The sequence below is a fragment of the Neobacillus sp. DHD-1R genome (genome assembly GCF_057747995.1).
Window position 1 is genome coordinate 836,207 of sequence record NZ_CM173232.1, and the last position, 16,880, is coordinate 853,086.

15 protein-coding genes are annotated in these 16,880 nt (G+C 39.3%); 14 read left to right on the forward strand and 1 reads right to left on the reverse strand.

Features of this window, described 5'->3' with window-relative positions:
• Positions 1-21: 21 nt before the first annotated feature.
• The 13 genes from AC3ANL_RS03980 (at position 22) to AC3ANL_RS04040 (ending at position 13,985) form a co-directional block, all read left to right on the forward strand.
• Positions 22-1,002, forward strand: coding sequence for an electron transfer flavoprotein subunit alpha/FixB family protein (locus AC3ANL_RS03980; protein WP_488327974.1), 981 nt, complete (start codon positions 22-24; stop codon positions 1,000-1,002).
• Positions 995-2,287: an FAD-dependent oxidoreductase gene (locus tag AC3ANL_RS03985; RefSeq protein ID WP_488327975.1), complete on the forward strand. Its 1,293-nt coding sequence runs from the start codon at positions 995-997 to the stop codon at positions 2,285-2,287. The genes AC3ANL_RS03980 and AC3ANL_RS03985 overlap by 8 nt, the downstream gene beginning before the upstream one ends.
• A gap of 1 nt (position 2,288) precedes the next feature.
• Positions 2,289-2,558, forward strand: a complete 270-nt coding sequence (locus tag AC3ANL_RS03990; protein WP_488327976.1) for a ferredoxin family protein — start codon at positions 2,289-2,291, stop codon at positions 2,556-2,558.
• A 32-nt stretch (positions 2,559-2,590) separates the two neighbouring features.
• Positions 2,591-3,418, forward strand: coding sequence for a hypothetical protein (locus tag AC3ANL_RS03995; protein ID WP_488327977.1), 828 nt, complete (start codon positions 2,591-2,593; stop codon positions 3,416-3,418).
• Between the two features lie 26 nt (positions 3,419-3,444).
• Positions 3,445-4,623 (forward strand): Gfo/Idh/MocA family protein, encoded by a 1,179-nt coding sequence (locus AC3ANL_RS04000; protein ID WP_488327978.1) that lies wholly within the window; start codon positions 3,445-3,447, stop codon positions 4,621-4,623.
• Positions 4,620-5,591, forward strand: a complete 972-nt coding sequence (locus AC3ANL_RS04005) for a sugar phosphate isomerase/epimerase family protein (RefSeq protein WP_488327979.1) — start codon at positions 4,620-4,622, stop codon at positions 5,589-5,591. The genes AC3ANL_RS04000 and AC3ANL_RS04005 overlap by 4 nt, the downstream gene beginning before the upstream one ends.
• A 74-nt stretch (positions 5,592-5,665) precedes the next feature.
• The gene (locus tag AC3ANL_RS04010) at positions 5,666-6,700 is read left to right on the forward strand and encodes a zinc-dependent alcohol dehydrogenase family protein (RefSeq protein ID WP_488327980.1); all 1,035 of its coding nucleotides are present in this window, start codon (positions 5,666-5,668) and stop codon (positions 6,698-6,700) included.
• Positions 6,701-6,730: 30 nt separating this feature from the next.
• The gene (locus AC3ANL_RS04015) at positions 6,731-7,582 is read left to right on the forward strand and encodes a sugar phosphate isomerase/epimerase family protein (protein ID WP_488327981.1); all 852 of its coding nucleotides are present in this window, start codon (positions 6,731-6,733) and stop codon (positions 7,580-7,582) included.
• A 134-nt stretch (positions 7,583-7,716) separates the two neighbouring features.
• The gene (locus AC3ANL_RS04020; protein ID WP_488327982.1) at positions 7,717-8,526 is read left to right on the forward strand and encodes a helix-turn-helix domain-containing protein; all 810 of its coding nucleotides are present in this window, start codon (positions 7,717-7,719) and stop codon (positions 8,524-8,526) included.
• Between the two features lie 139 nt (positions 8,527-8,665).
• Positions 8,666-10,141 (forward strand): sugar ABC transporter ATP-binding protein, encoded by a 1,476-nt coding sequence (locus tag AC3ANL_RS04025; RefSeq protein WP_488327983.1) that lies wholly within the window; start codon positions 8,666-8,668, stop codon positions 10,139-10,141.
• A gap of 165 nt (positions 10,142-10,306) precedes the next feature.
• On the forward strand, positions 10,307-11,419 hold the full coding sequence (locus tag AC3ANL_RS04030; protein ID WP_488327984.1) for a substrate-binding domain-containing protein: 1,113 nt from the start codon (positions 10,307-10,309) through the stop codon (positions 11,417-11,419).
• 67 nt (positions 11,420-11,486) lie between these two features.
• Positions 11,487-12,983, forward strand: coding sequence for a sugar ABC transporter ATP-binding protein (locus AC3ANL_RS04035; protein ID WP_488327985.1), 1,497 nt, complete (start codon positions 11,487-11,489; stop codon positions 12,981-12,983).
• Entirely contained in the window at positions 12,984-13,985 is a 1,002-nt protein-coding gene (locus tag AC3ANL_RS04040) for an ABC transporter permease (protein WP_098932701.1), read from the forward strand. It abuts the gene before it with no gap.
• Between the two features lie 807 nt (positions 13,986-14,792).
• Here AC3ANL_RS04040 and AC3ANL_RS04045 read toward each other — a convergent pair.
• Entirely contained in the window at positions 14,793-15,557 is a 765-nt protein-coding gene (locus AC3ANL_RS04045) for an HAD family hydrolase (protein ID WP_488327986.1), read from the reverse strand.
• A 270-nt stretch (positions 15,558-15,827) separates the two neighbouring features.
• On the opposite strand from AC3ANL_RS04045, the gene yhfZ reads away from it, so the two are divergent.
• A complete protein-coding gene (yhfZ, locus tag AC3ANL_RS04050) occupies positions 15,828-16,754 on the forward strand; it encodes a GntR family transcriptional regulator YhfZ (protein WP_488327987.1) in 927 nt (308 codons plus the stop codon).
• The last annotated feature ends 126 nt before the right edge of the window (positions 16,755-16,880 follow it).

Sequence of the window (16,880 nt, forward strand, 5' to 3'; positions counted from 1 at the left end):
TTTAGAGGGGAGCATCCTGGTATGAAAAATGTCCTTGTTTTTATTGAAGGAGAAGAAGGAAAAATCACGGAGGATAGTAAGAATATCGTTAAGGACGGCAGAAAGTTGGCCAATCTTTTGGGAGGGAGCCTTATAGGGGCGGCCTGCAGCGAAACCATCTCCCATGAGGAACTAACACAAGCGGCCGTCGATGTATTTTGGGAATTGCCATTTACTATAGACGATGATCCATGCGGGCAATTAGTGGGCAGTGAAATAGGAAATTTAGCAGGCGAAGCAAAACTGGGCTTAGTTTTAGCTGCCAATAATTTATTGGGAGAAACCATTTTAGCCATTGCTGCAGCTTCCTCGAACAGCGTATTTTTCCATTCTTGTCGGCAAATTACGATTGATGATGGTGACTTTAAAATACATCAATCAACCTATGCCGGTAAAGTCGATGAAGTTCGGATACTGCCGAGACATTCAAATGTTTGTTTTGCGACCATTATCCCAAGCGGCACGGGCAGAAATCCTTATTTTGAAAAAAACATCCCTGTTGCTGTTCAGAAAGTGGATTCACTTGTAAATGGAATGGTACCGAAAATTATGGAGACCTTTAAAGCCAAAGCGGAAAATATTGATTTAACCGAGGCCGAAGTGGTTGTGGCAATGGGTGATGGAATTGCGAATGAAAAAGGATTAAAGCTAGTTTCCCAGTTTGCCAGTCTAATAGGAGCGACATTGGGGGGAAGCCGGATTGTCGTTGATAACGGGTTTCTCCCGCACAATAAACTCATTGGTCTGACTGGAAACGTAGTTGCACCAAGATTGTATGTAGGCGTCGGCGTTTCTGGCGCACCCCACCATCTCATCGGTATTAAGGAATCGGATGTTATTGTTGGAATTAATTCAGATCCAAACGCACCCTTATTAAAGGTTGCAGATCTTGCCATTATAGGTGATGCGTTTGAAATTTTACCTGCTCTTATTGATGGATTAGGAGGTGACCAAGTTGTCTAGCAAATTTGATGTAATCGTGGTCGGTGCCGGTTTGGCCGGGAGTGCAGCAGCTCTTGAAATGGCAAGGGCTGGTTTGGATGTTTGTATTATTGAACGGGCAATTGTGCCAGGGGAAAAGAATGTAACCGGCGGCGTCATGTTTAAAGGAATCTTGGATGAATTTATCCCGGACTGGAAGAATGATGCCCCGATTGAGCGATGGATTTCCAAAAAAGGAATCGGGATGGTAACGGCCGATTCATTATCTTTAATGCAATATGAGACAGAAAGAAATGAAGGCTATAATGCCTGCACATTAAACCGAGTTCATTTCGACAGCTGGCTGGCTAATAAAGCGGAAGAAGCGGGGGCGACCCTTTTAACCAATACATTAGTGGAAGATGTGATTTTGGAGGATGGGTTTGTAAAAGGTGTCAAAACTCATCATTCGGATGGCTATATTTACGCTGATATTGTGATTTGTGCGGATGGAGTAAATTCCTTGGTTGCTCAAAAAGCAGGCTTGCTCAAGCAGGATATATCGCCTAAGGATATCGGGCTTGGTATTAAAGAAATTCTGTCACTGTCTGAGGAAACCATTAATGAGCGTTTTGGACTTAAGGGAAGTGAAGGTTGTGCCTATGAGTTTGTTGGCGAGTTTTTAAATGGAGTTTATGGCGGTGCCTTCATTTATACGAATCGTAATACTCTATCCATCGGAATTGTCGTCAATTTAGGATCCATAGCAGAAACTTCTGTTAACTCCAGAGCGATTTTAGAACATTTTAAAAATCAGCCGCAAATTAAAAAATTTATTGAAGGCGGAAGCTTAGTGGAATATAGTGCTCATTTAGTTCCCGAAGTTGGACTAGACATGGTTCCACAATTATATGGAGATGGGATTTTAGTCACTGGGGATGCTGCAGGGCTGGTCATCAATAACGGCTTTTCGATTCAGGGGATGAATTATGCTATCGCTTCAGGAAGAGAGGCAGGGAAAACAGCGGTTAACTGTATAAGGCAAGGAAATGTATCAGCTCGGAAATTAGCATCCTATAAACAGCAGCTAGATCAGTCCTTTGTTGGAAAAAACCTTAAAAAGTTTCAGAAGACGCATAAGGTTTTGGCTAATCCGCGCATGGGCAGAGAGTATCCTGTTCTGATCGACAATATCGCTAAAAATTTATTTGGATTTGAAGATACGATTCAACCGAGTTTGTCATCAACGCTGAAAAATTCCCTCCGCGGAAATGTTTCTGCTTGGCAATTAATTAAGGATGGCTATGATGTTTGGAGGTATATGTAAAATGAATACAACCGAAAAGCTTTTGCACGTTAATTTTAATCCCGATGAAACACCGCATATAAAAGTTGATACCTCAATTTGCAATACATGTTCTACACAAATTTGTCTTAATATCTGTCCGGCCGAACGTTTTACATTAGAATCCGGAAAAATGAGATTTGTTGTCGACGGCTGTCTCGAATGTGGCGCCTGCCGCATTTCTTGTGAGACTGATGCTGTAACATGGAATTTTCCGCATGGTGGCTGCGGAGTTCGTTTTCGATTAGGTTAAGAAACGCATTCGTAAGGAGAGGAGGAGAAGGATTGAAAATTGCAGTACTGATAAGGGAGAAACAAGCACCAGTTGGAACTCCGATGTTTACGCAAAATCATAAAGGGTTAAGTGAATTGAATACGACTTTATTTATTGATGAATCCGATTCTGCTGGGATGAAGGAAGCAGCAAATCTGAAAGCTAAAATACCAAATACGCAGATTCATGTCTATTATTTCGGAAACAATTCATACATGCTTCGCAGTTTACTAGGTTTAGGAGCGGATGGGGCAGATTTGTTTAAGACCAATGACGAACAAAATCTTTTCGAAATGACCCAAAGGGTAAGCGAAATCCTTGTTGATCAGAAATTTGATCTAATCATGACCGGTCAACAGGGAGCTGGAGCAAACGGTGTTGGGCCGGCTCTTTCCAATTTACTCGGGGTGACGTTGATTAATTCCCTGCTCGAACTTGAGCAGGTTACAAATGAAAATTATGTTGCAACTCGAACCCTTGGACGTGGAAGAAGGCAAAAATTAACGGTTCAATTGCCTGCATTGATGATGTGTGATCAGACAATGGAGCATGATAGAGAACAATCGCTTTCAAATGTTCTTCAGGCAGCGAAAATAAAGGTAAAAGAACATGTGCTGACGACTCAAATGAAATCGGATCGAATGACGCTTCAAACGCCAAATCCAAGACCTAAAAAAATCTATATGCCTGACAGCAATATCAGTGCCAATAAAAGACTGAAACAAATCCTCACTGGCGGCGTAAAAGAACGCACGGCCAATCGTTTGGAAGGGGAGCCGAAGGATGTGGCTCAACAATTTATTCATTTTCTTAAAAAACAAGAGGTTGTAAAAAAATAAAGTTTGATGGAAACGGAGTGATCGTTATGAACAAAATAAAGGTTGGGATTATTGGAACGGGCTTTATTGGACCAACCCATATTGAAGCGATCAGAAGACTTGGGTTCGTTGAAGTAGTCGGCTTGGCGGAAACTAGTCAAGAAGCAGCTGAAAAAAAAGCAGCGGATCTGGGTATTCCAAAAGCCTTTGGTGATTATTGTGAAATGCTAAAGGATAGCGAAATCCAAGTCGTTCACAACTGCACACCTAATCACCTGCACTTTGCGATTAATAAAGAAATCATCTTAGCAGGTAAACATGTTTTATCTGAAAAACCACTGGCGATGAACAGTGAAGAATCAGCAGAATTGCTAGCGTTAGCAGAAAAACATGGTGTCGTCCATGGGGTGAATTTTAATTATAGACAACATGCAAGTGTGCAAAATTTACAGGCAATGGTCGAGAGTGGTGACCTAGGCAAAGTGAATTTGGTACATGGAAGCTATCTGCAGGATTGGTTATTGTATGAAACTGATTTCAACTGGCGCCTCGCTCCTGAAGTGGGCGGGAAATCACGTGCGGTTGCCGATATTGGCTCTCATTGGTGTGACACGGTTCAGTTTGTGACAGGAAAAAGAATCGTCGAAGTTTTTGCCGATTTAGCAACAGTAATTCCTGTAAGAAAGAAGGCAAGAAATACTATCTCTACTTTTAATTCACAGAATATAGAAGAACAAGAGTGTGACGATGTTCCAATCAATACAGAAGATTATGCATCGGTTCTTTTTCGCTTTGAGGATGGTTCTAGAGGGGTGTTTACTGTTTCTCAAGTAAGTGCTGGCCGGAAAAATAGACTAAGTTTTGAAATTAACGGAAGTAAGAGCTCTACATTCTGGAACCAAGAGGAGCAAGAAAAGCTATGGATCGGACATCGGGATAAAGCAAATGAACTTTTGTTAGCCGATCCTGCATTGTTTGCTGCTGAAGCAAGGTCCTCCATCCACCACCCTGGCGGCCATAATGAAGGCTGGCCTGATGCTTTGAAAAATATGATGCTGAATTTCTACTCGTTTGTCCGTGATGGCAAGAGCCTTAAAAGAGACAAGCCTAATTTTGCAACATTTGAAGATGGCCACCTTTCCATGTGCATTACCGATGCCATCTTGGAAAGCCACCAGCTGCAGAAATGGGTGAAGGTTCAGTCAGGCAAGGAGGTACTTGCATGAAGCTAGGGGTATTTAATCCTTTGTATCAGAATCTACCTTTTGAGGAAATGCTAGATAAATTAGTTCGGATGGGTGTAGAAGCGGTTGAATTGGGAACAGGAAATTATCCGGGGAATCATCATTGTAATCCGGATGAATTACTTGCATCTCCAGAGAAAGCAAAAGCTTTCTTGCGTGCGATTGAAAGCAGGGGGTTAACCATCAGCGGTCTAAGCTGCCACGGAAATCCATTGCATCCAGATAAAAAGTTTGCGAAGGATTCCCATGAAGTTTGGAGAAAAACGGTTTTGTTAGCTGAGCGTCTAGATGTACCTGTAGTGAATGGTTTTTCTGGCTGCCCGGGCGATCACGCGGAAGCAAAAAATCCAAACTGGGTCACATGCTCGTGGCCGCCTGAATATTTAGATGTGTTGAACTGGCAGTGGAACGAAGTCATGATTCCGTATTGGAAAGAGGAAGCACAATTCGCTAAAAATCATGGCATTAACCAAATTGCCCTTGAAATGCATCCGGGATTTGTGGTTTATAATCCTGAAACATTATTGAAGTTGAGGGAACATGCTGGAGAAAACATCGGTGCGAATTTTGATCCAAGCCACCTTGTTTGGCAGGGAATCGATCCAGTTGAAGCAATCAAAAAGCTTGGCCGCGAGAATGCAATCTTCCATTTCCACGCAAAGGACACGTATTTAGATCGTGCCAATATTCGTGTAAATGGTGTTTTAGATACAAAGCATTATTCCGAAATATTAGACCGCTCATGGACTTTTAGATCAGTCGGTTATGGTTCTGATGAAAAGTTCTGGAAAGATATTGTCAGTACCTTGCGTGCTGTCGGATACGATTATATCATTTCCATTGAACATGAGGATATGCTTGCGTCTACAGATGAGGGGTTAAGCAAGGCAATTTCCCTTCTAAAAGGAGCTATGTTTAAGGAGCAACTGACTGAGATGTGGTGGGCTTAAGCTGCTAGCGCTGATAAGGGCCCTGAGTGAGGAATTAAAATTTAAGAAAAAATTAGCTTTTTGGAGGCAGTAAAATGACGACAATGAATGCCGTATTTTTTCCGGGAGACAAAAAGGTGGAAATTCGTCAGATCGACATTCCAACTCCTGGCCAAGGAGAAGTATTGGTTCAATTAAAAGCATCCGCTATTTGCCGCAGTGATATGAGCTTATACTATGGTACTTCTGTTTTTGAAGGAACAAAATGCGGTTGTACGGTTCCAGGCCATGAGCCGGCAGGGGTAATAACAGAAGTTGGTAATGGTGTATCAAATTTCAAGCCGGGCGACCGTGTTGCCGTTTACTTAGCACTAGGATGCGGTGAATGTGCTCATTGTAAGAGCGGCTACAAAATGTTCTGTAAAGAATTTAAGTGCATTGGCTTTGATTCCCATGGCGGTGACGCTGAGTACATGGTTGTTCCAGCAGAAAACTGCATGAGACTCCCTGATAGCATGAGCTTCGTAACGGCAGCGGTTTCAACAGACGCAGTAGGAACTCTATATCATGCGCAAAAGAGAATGGGAATTTCCGGTAGAGACTACCTTGTTATTTTTGGAATGGGTCCAATGGGCGGCGCAGGTGTAATGATCGCCAAAGGATTAGGAGCAACGGTTATCGCTGTTGATATGCTTGATGAGCGCTTGGAGCTTGCGAAGGAATTGGGGGCAGATTACACCATCAACGGTAAAACGATGAATGTCCAAGAAGAAATCGCCCGGATTACCAAGGGTGCCGGCGCAGACGCAGCGATTGATTGTTCTGGGAGCCCTTATGGTGAAAATGATGCACTAGATTGTGTCAGAGCGCACGGTCGCGTGGCGTTTATTGGCGAAAGTAAAGAAACAAATATCAAGCCTAGTCAGCAGTTAATTCGTAAACAAATTACGGTAATGGGTTCTTGGTACTTCCCAATACAAGAATTTGACGAAATTGCTGAATTCATTGTGAGAAAAAATCTGCCTGTTGAAAAATTAGTGACACACCAATTTAAACTAGAAGAAGCTGAAACAGCATTCCGTATGTTTGATGAAAGAAAGACAGAAAAAGCAGTATTTGTTTGGGAATAAACTTATTTTAAATAAAAGGAGCTGTTCGTGATGAAAGGTATTTCATTTAATACATGGGTTTATAGTAGTTTTCCAAATTGGCTTTCTTCTTATCCTCTAGAGGAAGTTATTAACCGTCTCTCTTCATTTGGTTATGATGCCATTGAAATTGGCTGTGCTGCTCCACATGCATGGCCGGACTATTTATCGCCTGAAAGAAGACAAGAAATCAAAAAATTATTAAAGGAAAAGAATTTGAAGGTTTCATCGATGCTCCCGGCACCAGGCGGCGGCCCAGGGATGAACCCAAGCTCTCCTTTAAAAGAAGAAAGAGAATTTACCATTAATCATTATAAAGAAGTAGTCCGTTTAGCGCATGAATGGGAATGTCCGACGGTCATGTGGATTGCAGGCTGGGTTGTTTTTGGAACTTCACAGCAGGAGGCATGGAACAATAGCTTAGAAGGGCTCATTGAAGTAGCAAAATATGCAAAGGATCTTGGAGTGACTCTAGTTGTCGAACCAACTCCGGCGGACAGCAATTTAATTGAAACGGCTGACGATGCTCTTCTTCTAGCAGAGCAATCCGGTATGGATAATGTAAAGGTTATGTTTGACACGTTCCATGCTTTATACCGCAATGAAGTTGCCAGCGACTATGTATACCGAATGAAGGACAAGCTTCACCATGTTCACATCTCTGACAATGACCGCCTTCCTCCTGGCCAAGGACGCTGTGATTTCGAAGCGGTTCTAAGAGCATTAAAGGATAACAACTATGACGGATATCTATCCATGGAGGTTGGATTCCATGCCAGACAGTCCGAGCCGGATTGGTATGCGAAAACATCCATTGCTTACTTGAAAGAAAAACTAAAAGAAATTGGTTGGGAGTACAAATAATCCTTACAGGTTAAGGTACAAATGATTACGGGGCAGTCCCAGGCAAAATAAGTTTCCCAGGAACCGCCCCGTTGATGCTCCCCAAAAATGCGTTTCTTTACTTCTTTTATTTGTTACGATAAGGGGGCAATCCCGTGCAAAAATCCTCCATTTTATTAGATACTCCTCGATTTATAACTGCATCAGAAATCAAACCAAAAAATCCAATGTGGATTAAAAAACATACCTACGCTGACTATACAGAGATTATTTTTATAGAACAAGGGCGTGGAGATTTTAAATTTGAAGATAAACTTTTAGTCGGAAAAGAAGGAGACCTTATTATTTTAAATCCATTAAGTCATATTGAGGGGAAATCTAGTATAGACAAGCCTCTTAAAGGGATTTCTATCTGTTTTTCCAGTCTCCATATCAATGGAAACCAGAAAGGTTTTTTGATAGATTCCACGGATCTACCGATTATTCCTCTGATGGAAGAAAAAAGGGAGATTCAACATTATTTAAATGTTATATTAAGTGAATATGATACGAAAGGTGCCGGATATCAAGATATCATATCCTCAATATTACGAACAGTGATTATAAAAATTAGTCGTCTTTTGAAAAATGCCAATCATCCTTCCCTCTCTTCCTTGTGTCTGGAAGTAAAAAAATATATAGAAGAAAATTTTCGGCAAGAGCTGACTTTAAACGTATTAGCTAACCTCGTTTATGTAAGTCCTTACCATTTAGCTCATGTTTTTAAAGAAGAGGTAGGGTTGCCGCCAATTCAGTACATGATTCAGTGCCGTATAGAAGAAGCAAAAAGGTTACTAGAGCATTCCAACCTTTCTGTGAGAGAAATAGCATCGTTAATAGGCTATGAAAATGCTAATTATTTCAATCTGCTTTTTAAAAAAATCACAGGGAGCCCGCCGGGAAAATATAGAAAGATTAAAGTATAGATAAATAGTTGTGATTTGAATATAGTGATGCTCAAGGCAAAAATCTGTAGTTTTTTTCGCAATATTTTTAATTATATATTGTTATTGCATCGTGTAAACTTTTGGTAATTAATATGTATCTTCGTTGGTAGGTGAATGTATGCTTCTAGAATTAAAAAATATTCATAAATCCTTTTTTGGTACGAAAGTTTTAGAGGAGATAGACTTTGAATTAAAATCAGGTGAAGTCCATGCCATTATCGGGGAAAATGGAGCAGGAAAAAGCACCTTAATTAAAATGATTGCCGGCATTTATACCTCTGATGAGGGAGAAATTTATATAAATCATGAAAAAGTTAAAATTTCATCCACTCAAGAAGCTCAAAAACTAGGAATTTCAACTATTTACCAGGAACCAATGTTAGTTCGAAGTATGAGCATTGCCGAAAATATCTTTTTAGGTAATTATCCTAAGCTCTTAGGGTTCATTCCGAATTTTTTAAAGATGAAGTATGAAGCAAGGCGCTTATTAGAACTCCTTGGGTGTCCAATGAATCCCAATACGCTTGTTTCTTCAATAGATCCTGGTGAACGATATATCGTTTCCATTGCTAGAGCTCTTAGTAAAAAGTCAAAAGTTTTAATAATGGACGAACCAACGGCAAACTTAAATGAGGTAGAACGGAATCGTTTGTATACACTAATCAGGGAATTTAAAAAGCAAGGAATAGGAATTATCTTTATTTCCCATTATCTGGATGAAGTTATCAAAATCAGTGATCGGGTGACTATTTTAAGAGATGGCAGACATATCAGTACGAACGATATCAAAACCGTAAATAAACGTGAAATCGTAAAACAAATGATCGGAAAGGATATTCGTAATTATTTCCCGCCTATTTTCGATCATCAAGGGGAAGCGATGCTGCGGGTTGAAAATTTGTCGCGAGCACCTTTATTAAAAAATATCAACTTCTCTTTATATGAAGGCGAAATACTTGGAATAGCAGGCTTATCAAGATCAGGCCGAACCGAGTTATCTAAAATCATCATAGGGCAAGTGACAAAAGATTCAGGCCATATTTATTGGCGAGGTAAAGAAATTAAACTAGAGCATCCCTACGAGGCTGTAGATAAGCATATGGGATACGTTAGCGAAAATCGTCTAGAAGAGGGCCTTTTGACGAATATGGATATATCGCAAAATCTTACGATATCCAGTTTGGATAAATTAAATAAATGGCAGGTTATTCAGCTGAATGAAGAGCAGGACACGGCGTTAGAAAAAGTAATGGAACTGGATATCAAATTAAAACATATCCATGATCAAATTAAGTATTTGAGCGGGGGAAATCAGCAAAAGGTTATACTAGGGAAATGGCTGGTCGCGGACAGTGAATTACTATTAATAAATGAACCGACTAGAGGGATTGATATCGGATCAAGATGTGAATTATATTTAGCCATTCATGATCTTGCGCAGAAAGGGAAAGGGATCATGGTTATTTCCTCCGACATTAGCGAACTAATCGGCTTGTGCAATAGAATCTTAGTTTTGCGTGATGGGCAAATAGTAGACGAAATTCATCATACCGAAGCATCTGAAGAAAGAATCAGGAGAATCGCTATTCAATAACTTTTAAGTTTTTCCACATAAATGAGAGGCTATTTTTTATTTTGTAAGCGTTAACAATAATATGTATTACTATTCGCAATTTTATTAATTTTTAATTATTTATTATACATGTACTATAAAAAGTGTACAAACGATCATTTAATATCAGGGGGGTAAGAGAAAACGATGAAAACAAAAAAAATTGCGTCCATTTTAGGTAGTTCACTGCTGACGTTAGGTTTGTTGGCAGGTTGCGGAGCAACACAAGAAACAGCGAAAGAAACTCAAGCATCTCAAAAGGAATCTGCTAATGGGTTAGCGGCGCTGCCGCCTTTAAAGGAAGAAAGTGCGTTAGGAAAACCAGCCGGTGTAGAAACTTTGGAATTAACACCACAGGAAATTGAAAAAATTAAAGCGATGAAACCATTTATTGGCTATTCTGTTCACTTTGGCGACATCGCGTCAGAGAAGGTAATTGGCCAGGCGATTAAAGAGACCGTTGAATCTTTTGGCGGAAAATATGTTCAAACAGATGCACAAAGAAATTTAAATAAACAAATGAGTGACGTTGAATCCTTAATCCTTCAAAAAGTAAATGGCGTCGTAGCGATTGGGGTAGATACAGCCGCATTTGGACCTGCAGTTAAGAAATTAAATGAGTCAAAGATTCCGGTGGTCCTTGGCGGCGGTCCTCCTAACCAAGGTGAATTTACTAGTTTAGTAGATCCAGATGGATATGGCGGCGGATTTGCAGCAGGAAAAGCTTTAGTGAAAAAGCTGAAGGATGAAGGCATTAAAAGTAAATCTTTAGCTACGATGGGCTTAAGAGCCTATATTCTAACATGTGAACAACGAGTAAGAGGGTTCGAAGATGCCGTTGGTGAAGAAGGATATAAAATTGTTGCTAGGGGACAGGCCGATACAGCAGACCAGGCTCAGCAAGAATTTGAAAATATCTTAACGGCACACCCTGATGTAGTCGGAGGATTTGGCGTTTATGAAACACCGGCATTAGGGATGGAAGCAGCGGTAAGAACTTCTGGCCGTGATGATGTTTTTGTCGTAACACATGACTTAAGTGACCATTTAGCCCAAGGTATGGCAAAGGGAAATAAGATTGTTGTATTTACTTCTTCTCAAGACTTGTATGCAGAAGGAAAGTACAAAACTTTGGCCTTGTTAAAGAAACTTGCAGGCGGGGAAGTTCCTAAATATGTAACAGTACCGACATTAGCTACTTCACCAGATAACGTTAAAGAACGATATAAGACTGTATTTCAAAAGACTTTAGCCAATTAATTGGTTAAAACTTTTGTTTCTGGGTTAGATTCTATTTAACCCAGAAACATTTTTAGGGGGGGTAATCTTGGTTAGTAATGTCCTTGAAATGAAACAAATAACGAAAGTTTTTTCAGGTTTTAAGGCTGTCGATAACGTAGACTTTGACTTGAGAAAAGGAGAAGTTCACGCTTTGCTGGGGGGGAATGGGGCTGGAAAAACAACCTTAATGAAGATTCTTGCCGGAGTGTATCGACCTGAAAATGGCAGTATTCTGATAGATGGAAACCAAGTACAAATTAACTCAAGAAGTTCATCGCAGGAACATGGAATTGCCATGATCTTTCAGGAGTTAAGTATATTGCCGAACCTAAGTGTAGCTGGAAATCTATTTCTTTCACGAGAAAAGAAAAAGGGTATTCGCTTAGATGATAAACAGATGGAAAAAGAGGCACAAACGCTGCTTAATGGTTTAGGAATGAATTTATCCCCATCCCAAATTGTTAAAAATTTAAGTATTGGGGAAAGGCAGCTTATCGAAATTGCAAGAGCCATCTCAAGTGATGCGAAAATTATTGTCATGGATGAACCAACTACAGCGTTAACACAGGATGAACAGGAAAAACTTTTTGAGATCATTAGAACGTTAACCTCTAGAGGTACATCCATTATTTATGTATCGCATCGTATGGATGAAATCTTTGAAATCTCCAATCGGATCACCGTACTAAGAGATGGCAAAAAAATTGAAACACTTCAAACACAAGAGGCAAACACGAAACAAATTATTAATATGATGATTGGCGATAATGAGTTGTTGTACGATTCATCCGTAAAAAGGAAAAAGACGGATAAAAAAGCTAGTCCTCTTTTACAGGTAAAGAATCTGACAGGACAAAAATTCAGCAATCTCAGTTTTGAACTTTTTGAAGGTGAAATCTTAGGAATTTCAGGGTTACTTGGAAGTGGCAGGACGGAGATTCTAAGGGCTATCTCAGGAATTGATCCAATAATCTCAGGAACAATCCAATTAAATGGTGAAGTTGTAAAGATAAAATCTATTCATGATGCCATTCGATTAGGGATTATTATGGTCCCTGAAGATCGTAGGAATGAAGGAATCATCCCTGGTATGTCAATAAAAGAAAATGTTACTTTAACGAATCTGCCTCAGTTATTCCCCAAAGGCCTTATTAAATCTAGGGATGAGGACAGGATTGCCAAAGAAAATATTGACCATTTAAATATCCGTCCAGGTGATCCAAAGAAGAAAGTTGGGAAGCTAAGCGGTGGAAATGCACAAAAAGTTGTCATTTCCAGATGTTTAAACCTGAATCCAAAAATTCTATTGCTTGATGAACCGACTCAAGGAATTGATATAGTCGCTAAAACAGAACTGCAAATGTTATTTCGCCAATTGACAGAACAAGGGATGTCCATTATCCTGGTTTCTTCCGAATTACCTGAATTAGTGTCGCTGGCAGATCGTACAATCGTTCTCTATGACGGAAAGGTTAAGAAGGAATTGGCAGGTTCAGAGATTACGGATAAAATCATTTTATATTTTGCCACTGGGGGTGTTTAAATGAGTTTAGGAGTGGAAAGACAAGTAATCAATTCAAAACCAAATCATAAAAAGAATTTACAGATAGGGAAAATCTTAACCTCATCACAGGCCATCATTTTTATAGGGCTTGTCATACTAGCGGTTGTGTTTAGCTATCTTTCACCCTATTTTTTAACCTTTAGCAATTTTATGAATATTATTCGCCAAATGGCGATGATTGCGATTGTGGCTTTTGGAATGACGTATGTTATCATTGCCGGTGAAATTGATTTATCAGTAGGATCGATTATCGGAATTACTGGAATGTTCGCTGCCATCACGATTCAAAAAGGCATGAATCCGATTCTAGTAATATGTTTATCTCTCGTATTAGGTGCCTTAATAGGGTTATTTAATGGAATGATGGTCGTAAAGGTTCGGGTTACAGCCTTTTTAGCTACATTAGTGACCATGTCCGTATTAAGGGGGCTGTCACTCGCTTCAAGTCCTGGTTCAGCACCAATCACGATTGACTCATCTACTTATGTAGATTTAACAACCATGAATATTGGACCGATTCCCATTGTCCTGATTTATCTCGCTGCGATATTAATTATGGCCCACTTTACTCTGAACAGAACTGTTTTTGGAAGACATATCTACGCTACGGGCGGCGGTCCGATTGCAGCATCCTTAGCCGGAGTGAATGTAGGCAGAGTGAAAATTATGGTTTTCGTTATTTGCGGCTTTCTTTCAGCGTTTAGCGGGGTTGTGTTATCCGGGCGTCTATCAGCAGGTCTTCCTGATTCCGGTACAGGCTGGGAACTGGATGCGATTGCCGCAGTTGTTCTGGGAGGAACAAAGTTTAGCGGCGGTCAAGGTACTGTTCTTGGTACGATTGGCGGTGCGCTTATCATCGGCGTACTAAGTAATGGATTAACTCTATTAGGTATGACCTATGCCTATCAATTAATGATTAAAGGTGCCATCATTGGCTTGGCGGTTATCTTAGATATCTGGGTTCGCAGAGAAGAAGCTTAAAAGTTAAAAAACTTGGAAAAAACGGCTTGTTGTGGTAGGCGGAGGTACAGAGGGGTTACTATCAAGAAAACACCTGAATCCATTTCAAGCTATTACTAAATAACAACCAGCAGTGAAATAAAGGGGCTCAGTTTCTAGAGCCTCTTTTACCAGTTCCCATCATTTCTGTAAAAGATTTAAGAAAATCACCGGAAGAACGTTTATCGATGTAGTGAATATGTATCGAATAGAAGAAGCTGAAAAATTACTTTTAAATAAGATATGGCTCTCACTTTAATAGCTGAAAAAATAGGATGTTGCAATGTTAATTATTTTCGAAAATTGTTTAAGAAATATAGAAACAAAACCCTTCAGAGTATATATCGTTGGCGTTGATGGTACTTCCGAAGCTCTTTAACAAATTCGCCAAGGTAAGATTGATGGTACAATCCAACAAGATCCGATTGCGAAGGGAGCTAAAGCAGTTGAACTTGATATTGACGCTTTAAATGGCAAACCTGCACCAGCAGATCCAATCCTCCTTCAACCTGTTAAGGCACCTATTCAGTATTTCATTAGATAGGCGCTTTTTGTATTCCAAAAGCACTTGTATATCATCTTTGGGTTTTAATATGGAATCGGGTGTTTGATATCAAAAATTTGTGAAATTCTTATATTTTAATAAACAAAAAAACACCACCATTATCGTTTAGTTATCTAATACGATACAGTGGGTGCTTTTCCTTGTCTCTTTTATCTCAATTTCTCCGGAACAGGCTTTTTGAAATGTAAATTATTTGTAGTGTGAAAATCCTTCTAGAAAAAGAACTAAGATATAAACTGACTTTGAAGGTTAAAAACTTTATTTAAAGCCAAGATTACACCATCATGATCATTATCCTCTGTCACGAAATCAGCACTTTCCTTCACAGATTCAGGTGCATTCCCCATGGCAATCCCTAAACCAGCTTCTTGTAACATCCCTATGTCGTTTGTACCGTTACCAATCGTTACTACCTCATCTGGGGAAATTCCTAGCATGTTGATTACAGGTAAAATCCCAGTCCATTTCGATCCATTCGGAAAGACTTCCAACCGATCTCCTTCATCAAAACTCGCAGCACCAGTGATTTTTCCTTGAAGAATTGATCGTTGATGCTGATTAAGATAGAGGACCAAACGATGTGCATCCTGATTTGTGTCCGTTAAATTCGATAATTCTGCTGCTGGCAGTAAGTACTCAATTCCATGCGGCGGACGATTAGAAACTGATGCCCTGTATGAAAAATGGATATAAGCACCGCCTAATTTTTTCGTTTCGCTGCATAATTGATAAGCAAGTGTGGAAGGTATCTTCTCATCATGAATGATGTTCCCGTTTGAAAGAGCATAACCTCCATTATAAGTTACGAATATGGAACAACCGAGCATTTCACCATATTTTTTTGCCCCATCAAAAGAACGACCCGTAGCTAATCCCACTAGTATCCCTTTTTGTTGTATATCTTTAATAGTTTGGATTAATTTGCTATCTAATTTTTCTGTAGAATCTAAGATGGTTCCGTCGATATCAAGAAAAACCATTCGATACATCTAACTCACCCCTGCCAAGAATTTTATATAAATACATTCATACTCTATAATATACAAAATACAGATTTTTGTATATTGAAAAATAATTTTATAAAAAAAGTATTGTAAACGCTTTTAAACCATGTTACATTATGTGTACAGAAAGTACAAAAAATTGTATATTCCTAAATATTTAATGGTACTTTCGAATAAAGTTTTAGAGAACGCTTCGAGCGGTTTTTATTTTTATCTCATTATACAAAAAAATGTACATTGAGAGGATGGTGATGAATGGAAAGCCTTGAAAATCTTTTTTCAAAAAAGGGAATGATCTTACAAAAGATTGCCGAAGAGTTAATGTTCATTGAAGTAAATGAGCGTTTGCCAAAAGTTGGTGATTTTGCTGCAAGGTTTCAAGTGGGGCGCGGAACGATCCAAACGGTGTTAAAAAAATTAGAGAATGAAAACTGTATTAAATTAGAAGCAAGAGGACATCTTGGTACATTCCTTCGCTACAAAAATATTTCAAACTTACTAAAGTTTTCTGGTTCCTATCAAATAACAGGAGTAATGCCGCTTCCGTACTCCAAAAAATATGAGGGACTTGCGACAGGACTCACCTCGCAATTTGAGCAATTGGAACTATCCTTGAATATTGCTTTTATGAGAGGTTCGAAACCTCGTATTAAAGGAGTTATAGATGGCAGATATGATTTTGCGCTTGTATCCAAGTTTTCAGCCATTGAGGAAATGAAAAAAGATAGATCCTTAAAAATCGCCTTGGAATTTGGAGAAAAAACCTATGTATCCGAGCATGGTGTTATCTTTTCTGAACCAAGCATGGAAAGAATTACGAACGGGATGAAGGTGGGATTGGACAGCTTTTCTACTGACCAGAAAATATTAACCAATGCAGAAGCAATGGGATTCAATGTTGAGTATTTAGAATTTAACTATATGCATTTATTGCAACATTTGAAAGCGCATACGATTGATGCGATGATCTGGAACGTGGATGAAATTGATTCGGAATCTTATAACATTAAGCCGCTGACATCACCGCTTGCGATTCAATTTGAAAAACAAATGAATGAAGCTGTTTGTGTCATTCATTCCGAAAATCGAAAGATGGAATATATGATTAAGCTGCTATCTTTAAGCAGAATTGTTGATGTTCAAAAGCAAGTAGTAAACGGTGACATGATCCCTAAATACTAATTTTTTTCGCCATAATATACAAAAAATTGTATTTTGGTGAAGGTGGTTAACTTTAATCATGTTGTATTGCAATTAGTTAAGAGTAACAAAATAAAAGTTATAAAATATCCTAATATACAGTTTTTG

Bases quoted from the DNA above. Each gene is read 5' to 3' on its own strand.
- AC3ANL_RS04010 (WP_488327980.1), top strand. From the start codon at position 5,666: ATGACGACAATGAATGCCGTATTTTTTCCGGGAGACAAAAAGGTGGAA.
- AC3ANL_RS03990 (WP_488327976.1), top strand. From the start codon at position 2,289: ATGAATACAACCGAAAAGCTTTTGCACGTTAATTTTAATCCCGATGAA.
- AC3ANL_RS04005 (WP_488327979.1), top strand. From the start codon at position 4,620: ATGAAGCTAGGGGTATTTAATCCTTTGTATCAGAATCTACCTTTTGAG.
- AC3ANL_RS04015 (WP_488327981.1), top strand. From the start codon at position 6,731: ATGAAAGGTATTTCATTTAATACATGGGTTTATAGTAGTTTTCCAAAT.
- AC3ANL_RS04025 (WP_488327983.1), top strand. From the start codon at position 8,666: ATGCTTCTAGAATTAAAAAATATTCATAAATCCTTTTTTGGTACGAAA.
- AC3ANL_RS04000 (WP_488327978.1), top strand. From the start codon at position 3,445: ATGAACAAAATAAAGGTTGGGATTATTGGAACGGGCTTTATTGGACCA.
- AC3ANL_RS04040 (WP_098932701.1), top strand. From the start codon at position 12,984: ATGAGTTTAGGAGTGGAAAGACAAGTAATCAATTCAAAACCAAATCAT.
- AC3ANL_RS03980 (WP_488327974.1), top strand. From the start codon at position 22: ATGAAAAATGTCCTTGTTTTTATTGAAGGAGAAGAAGGAAAAATCACG.
- yhfZ (WP_488327987.1), top strand. From the start codon at position 15,828: ATGGAAAGCCTTGAAAATCTTTTTTCAAAAAAGGGAATGATCTTACAA.
- AC3ANL_RS04045 (WP_488327986.1), bottom strand. From the start codon at position 15,557: ATGTATCGAATGGTTTTTCTTGATATCGACGGAACCATCTTAGATTCT.
- AC3ANL_RS04030 (WP_488327984.1), top strand. From the start codon at position 10,307: ATGAAAACAAAAAAAATTGCGTCCATTTTAGGTAGTTCACTGCTGACG.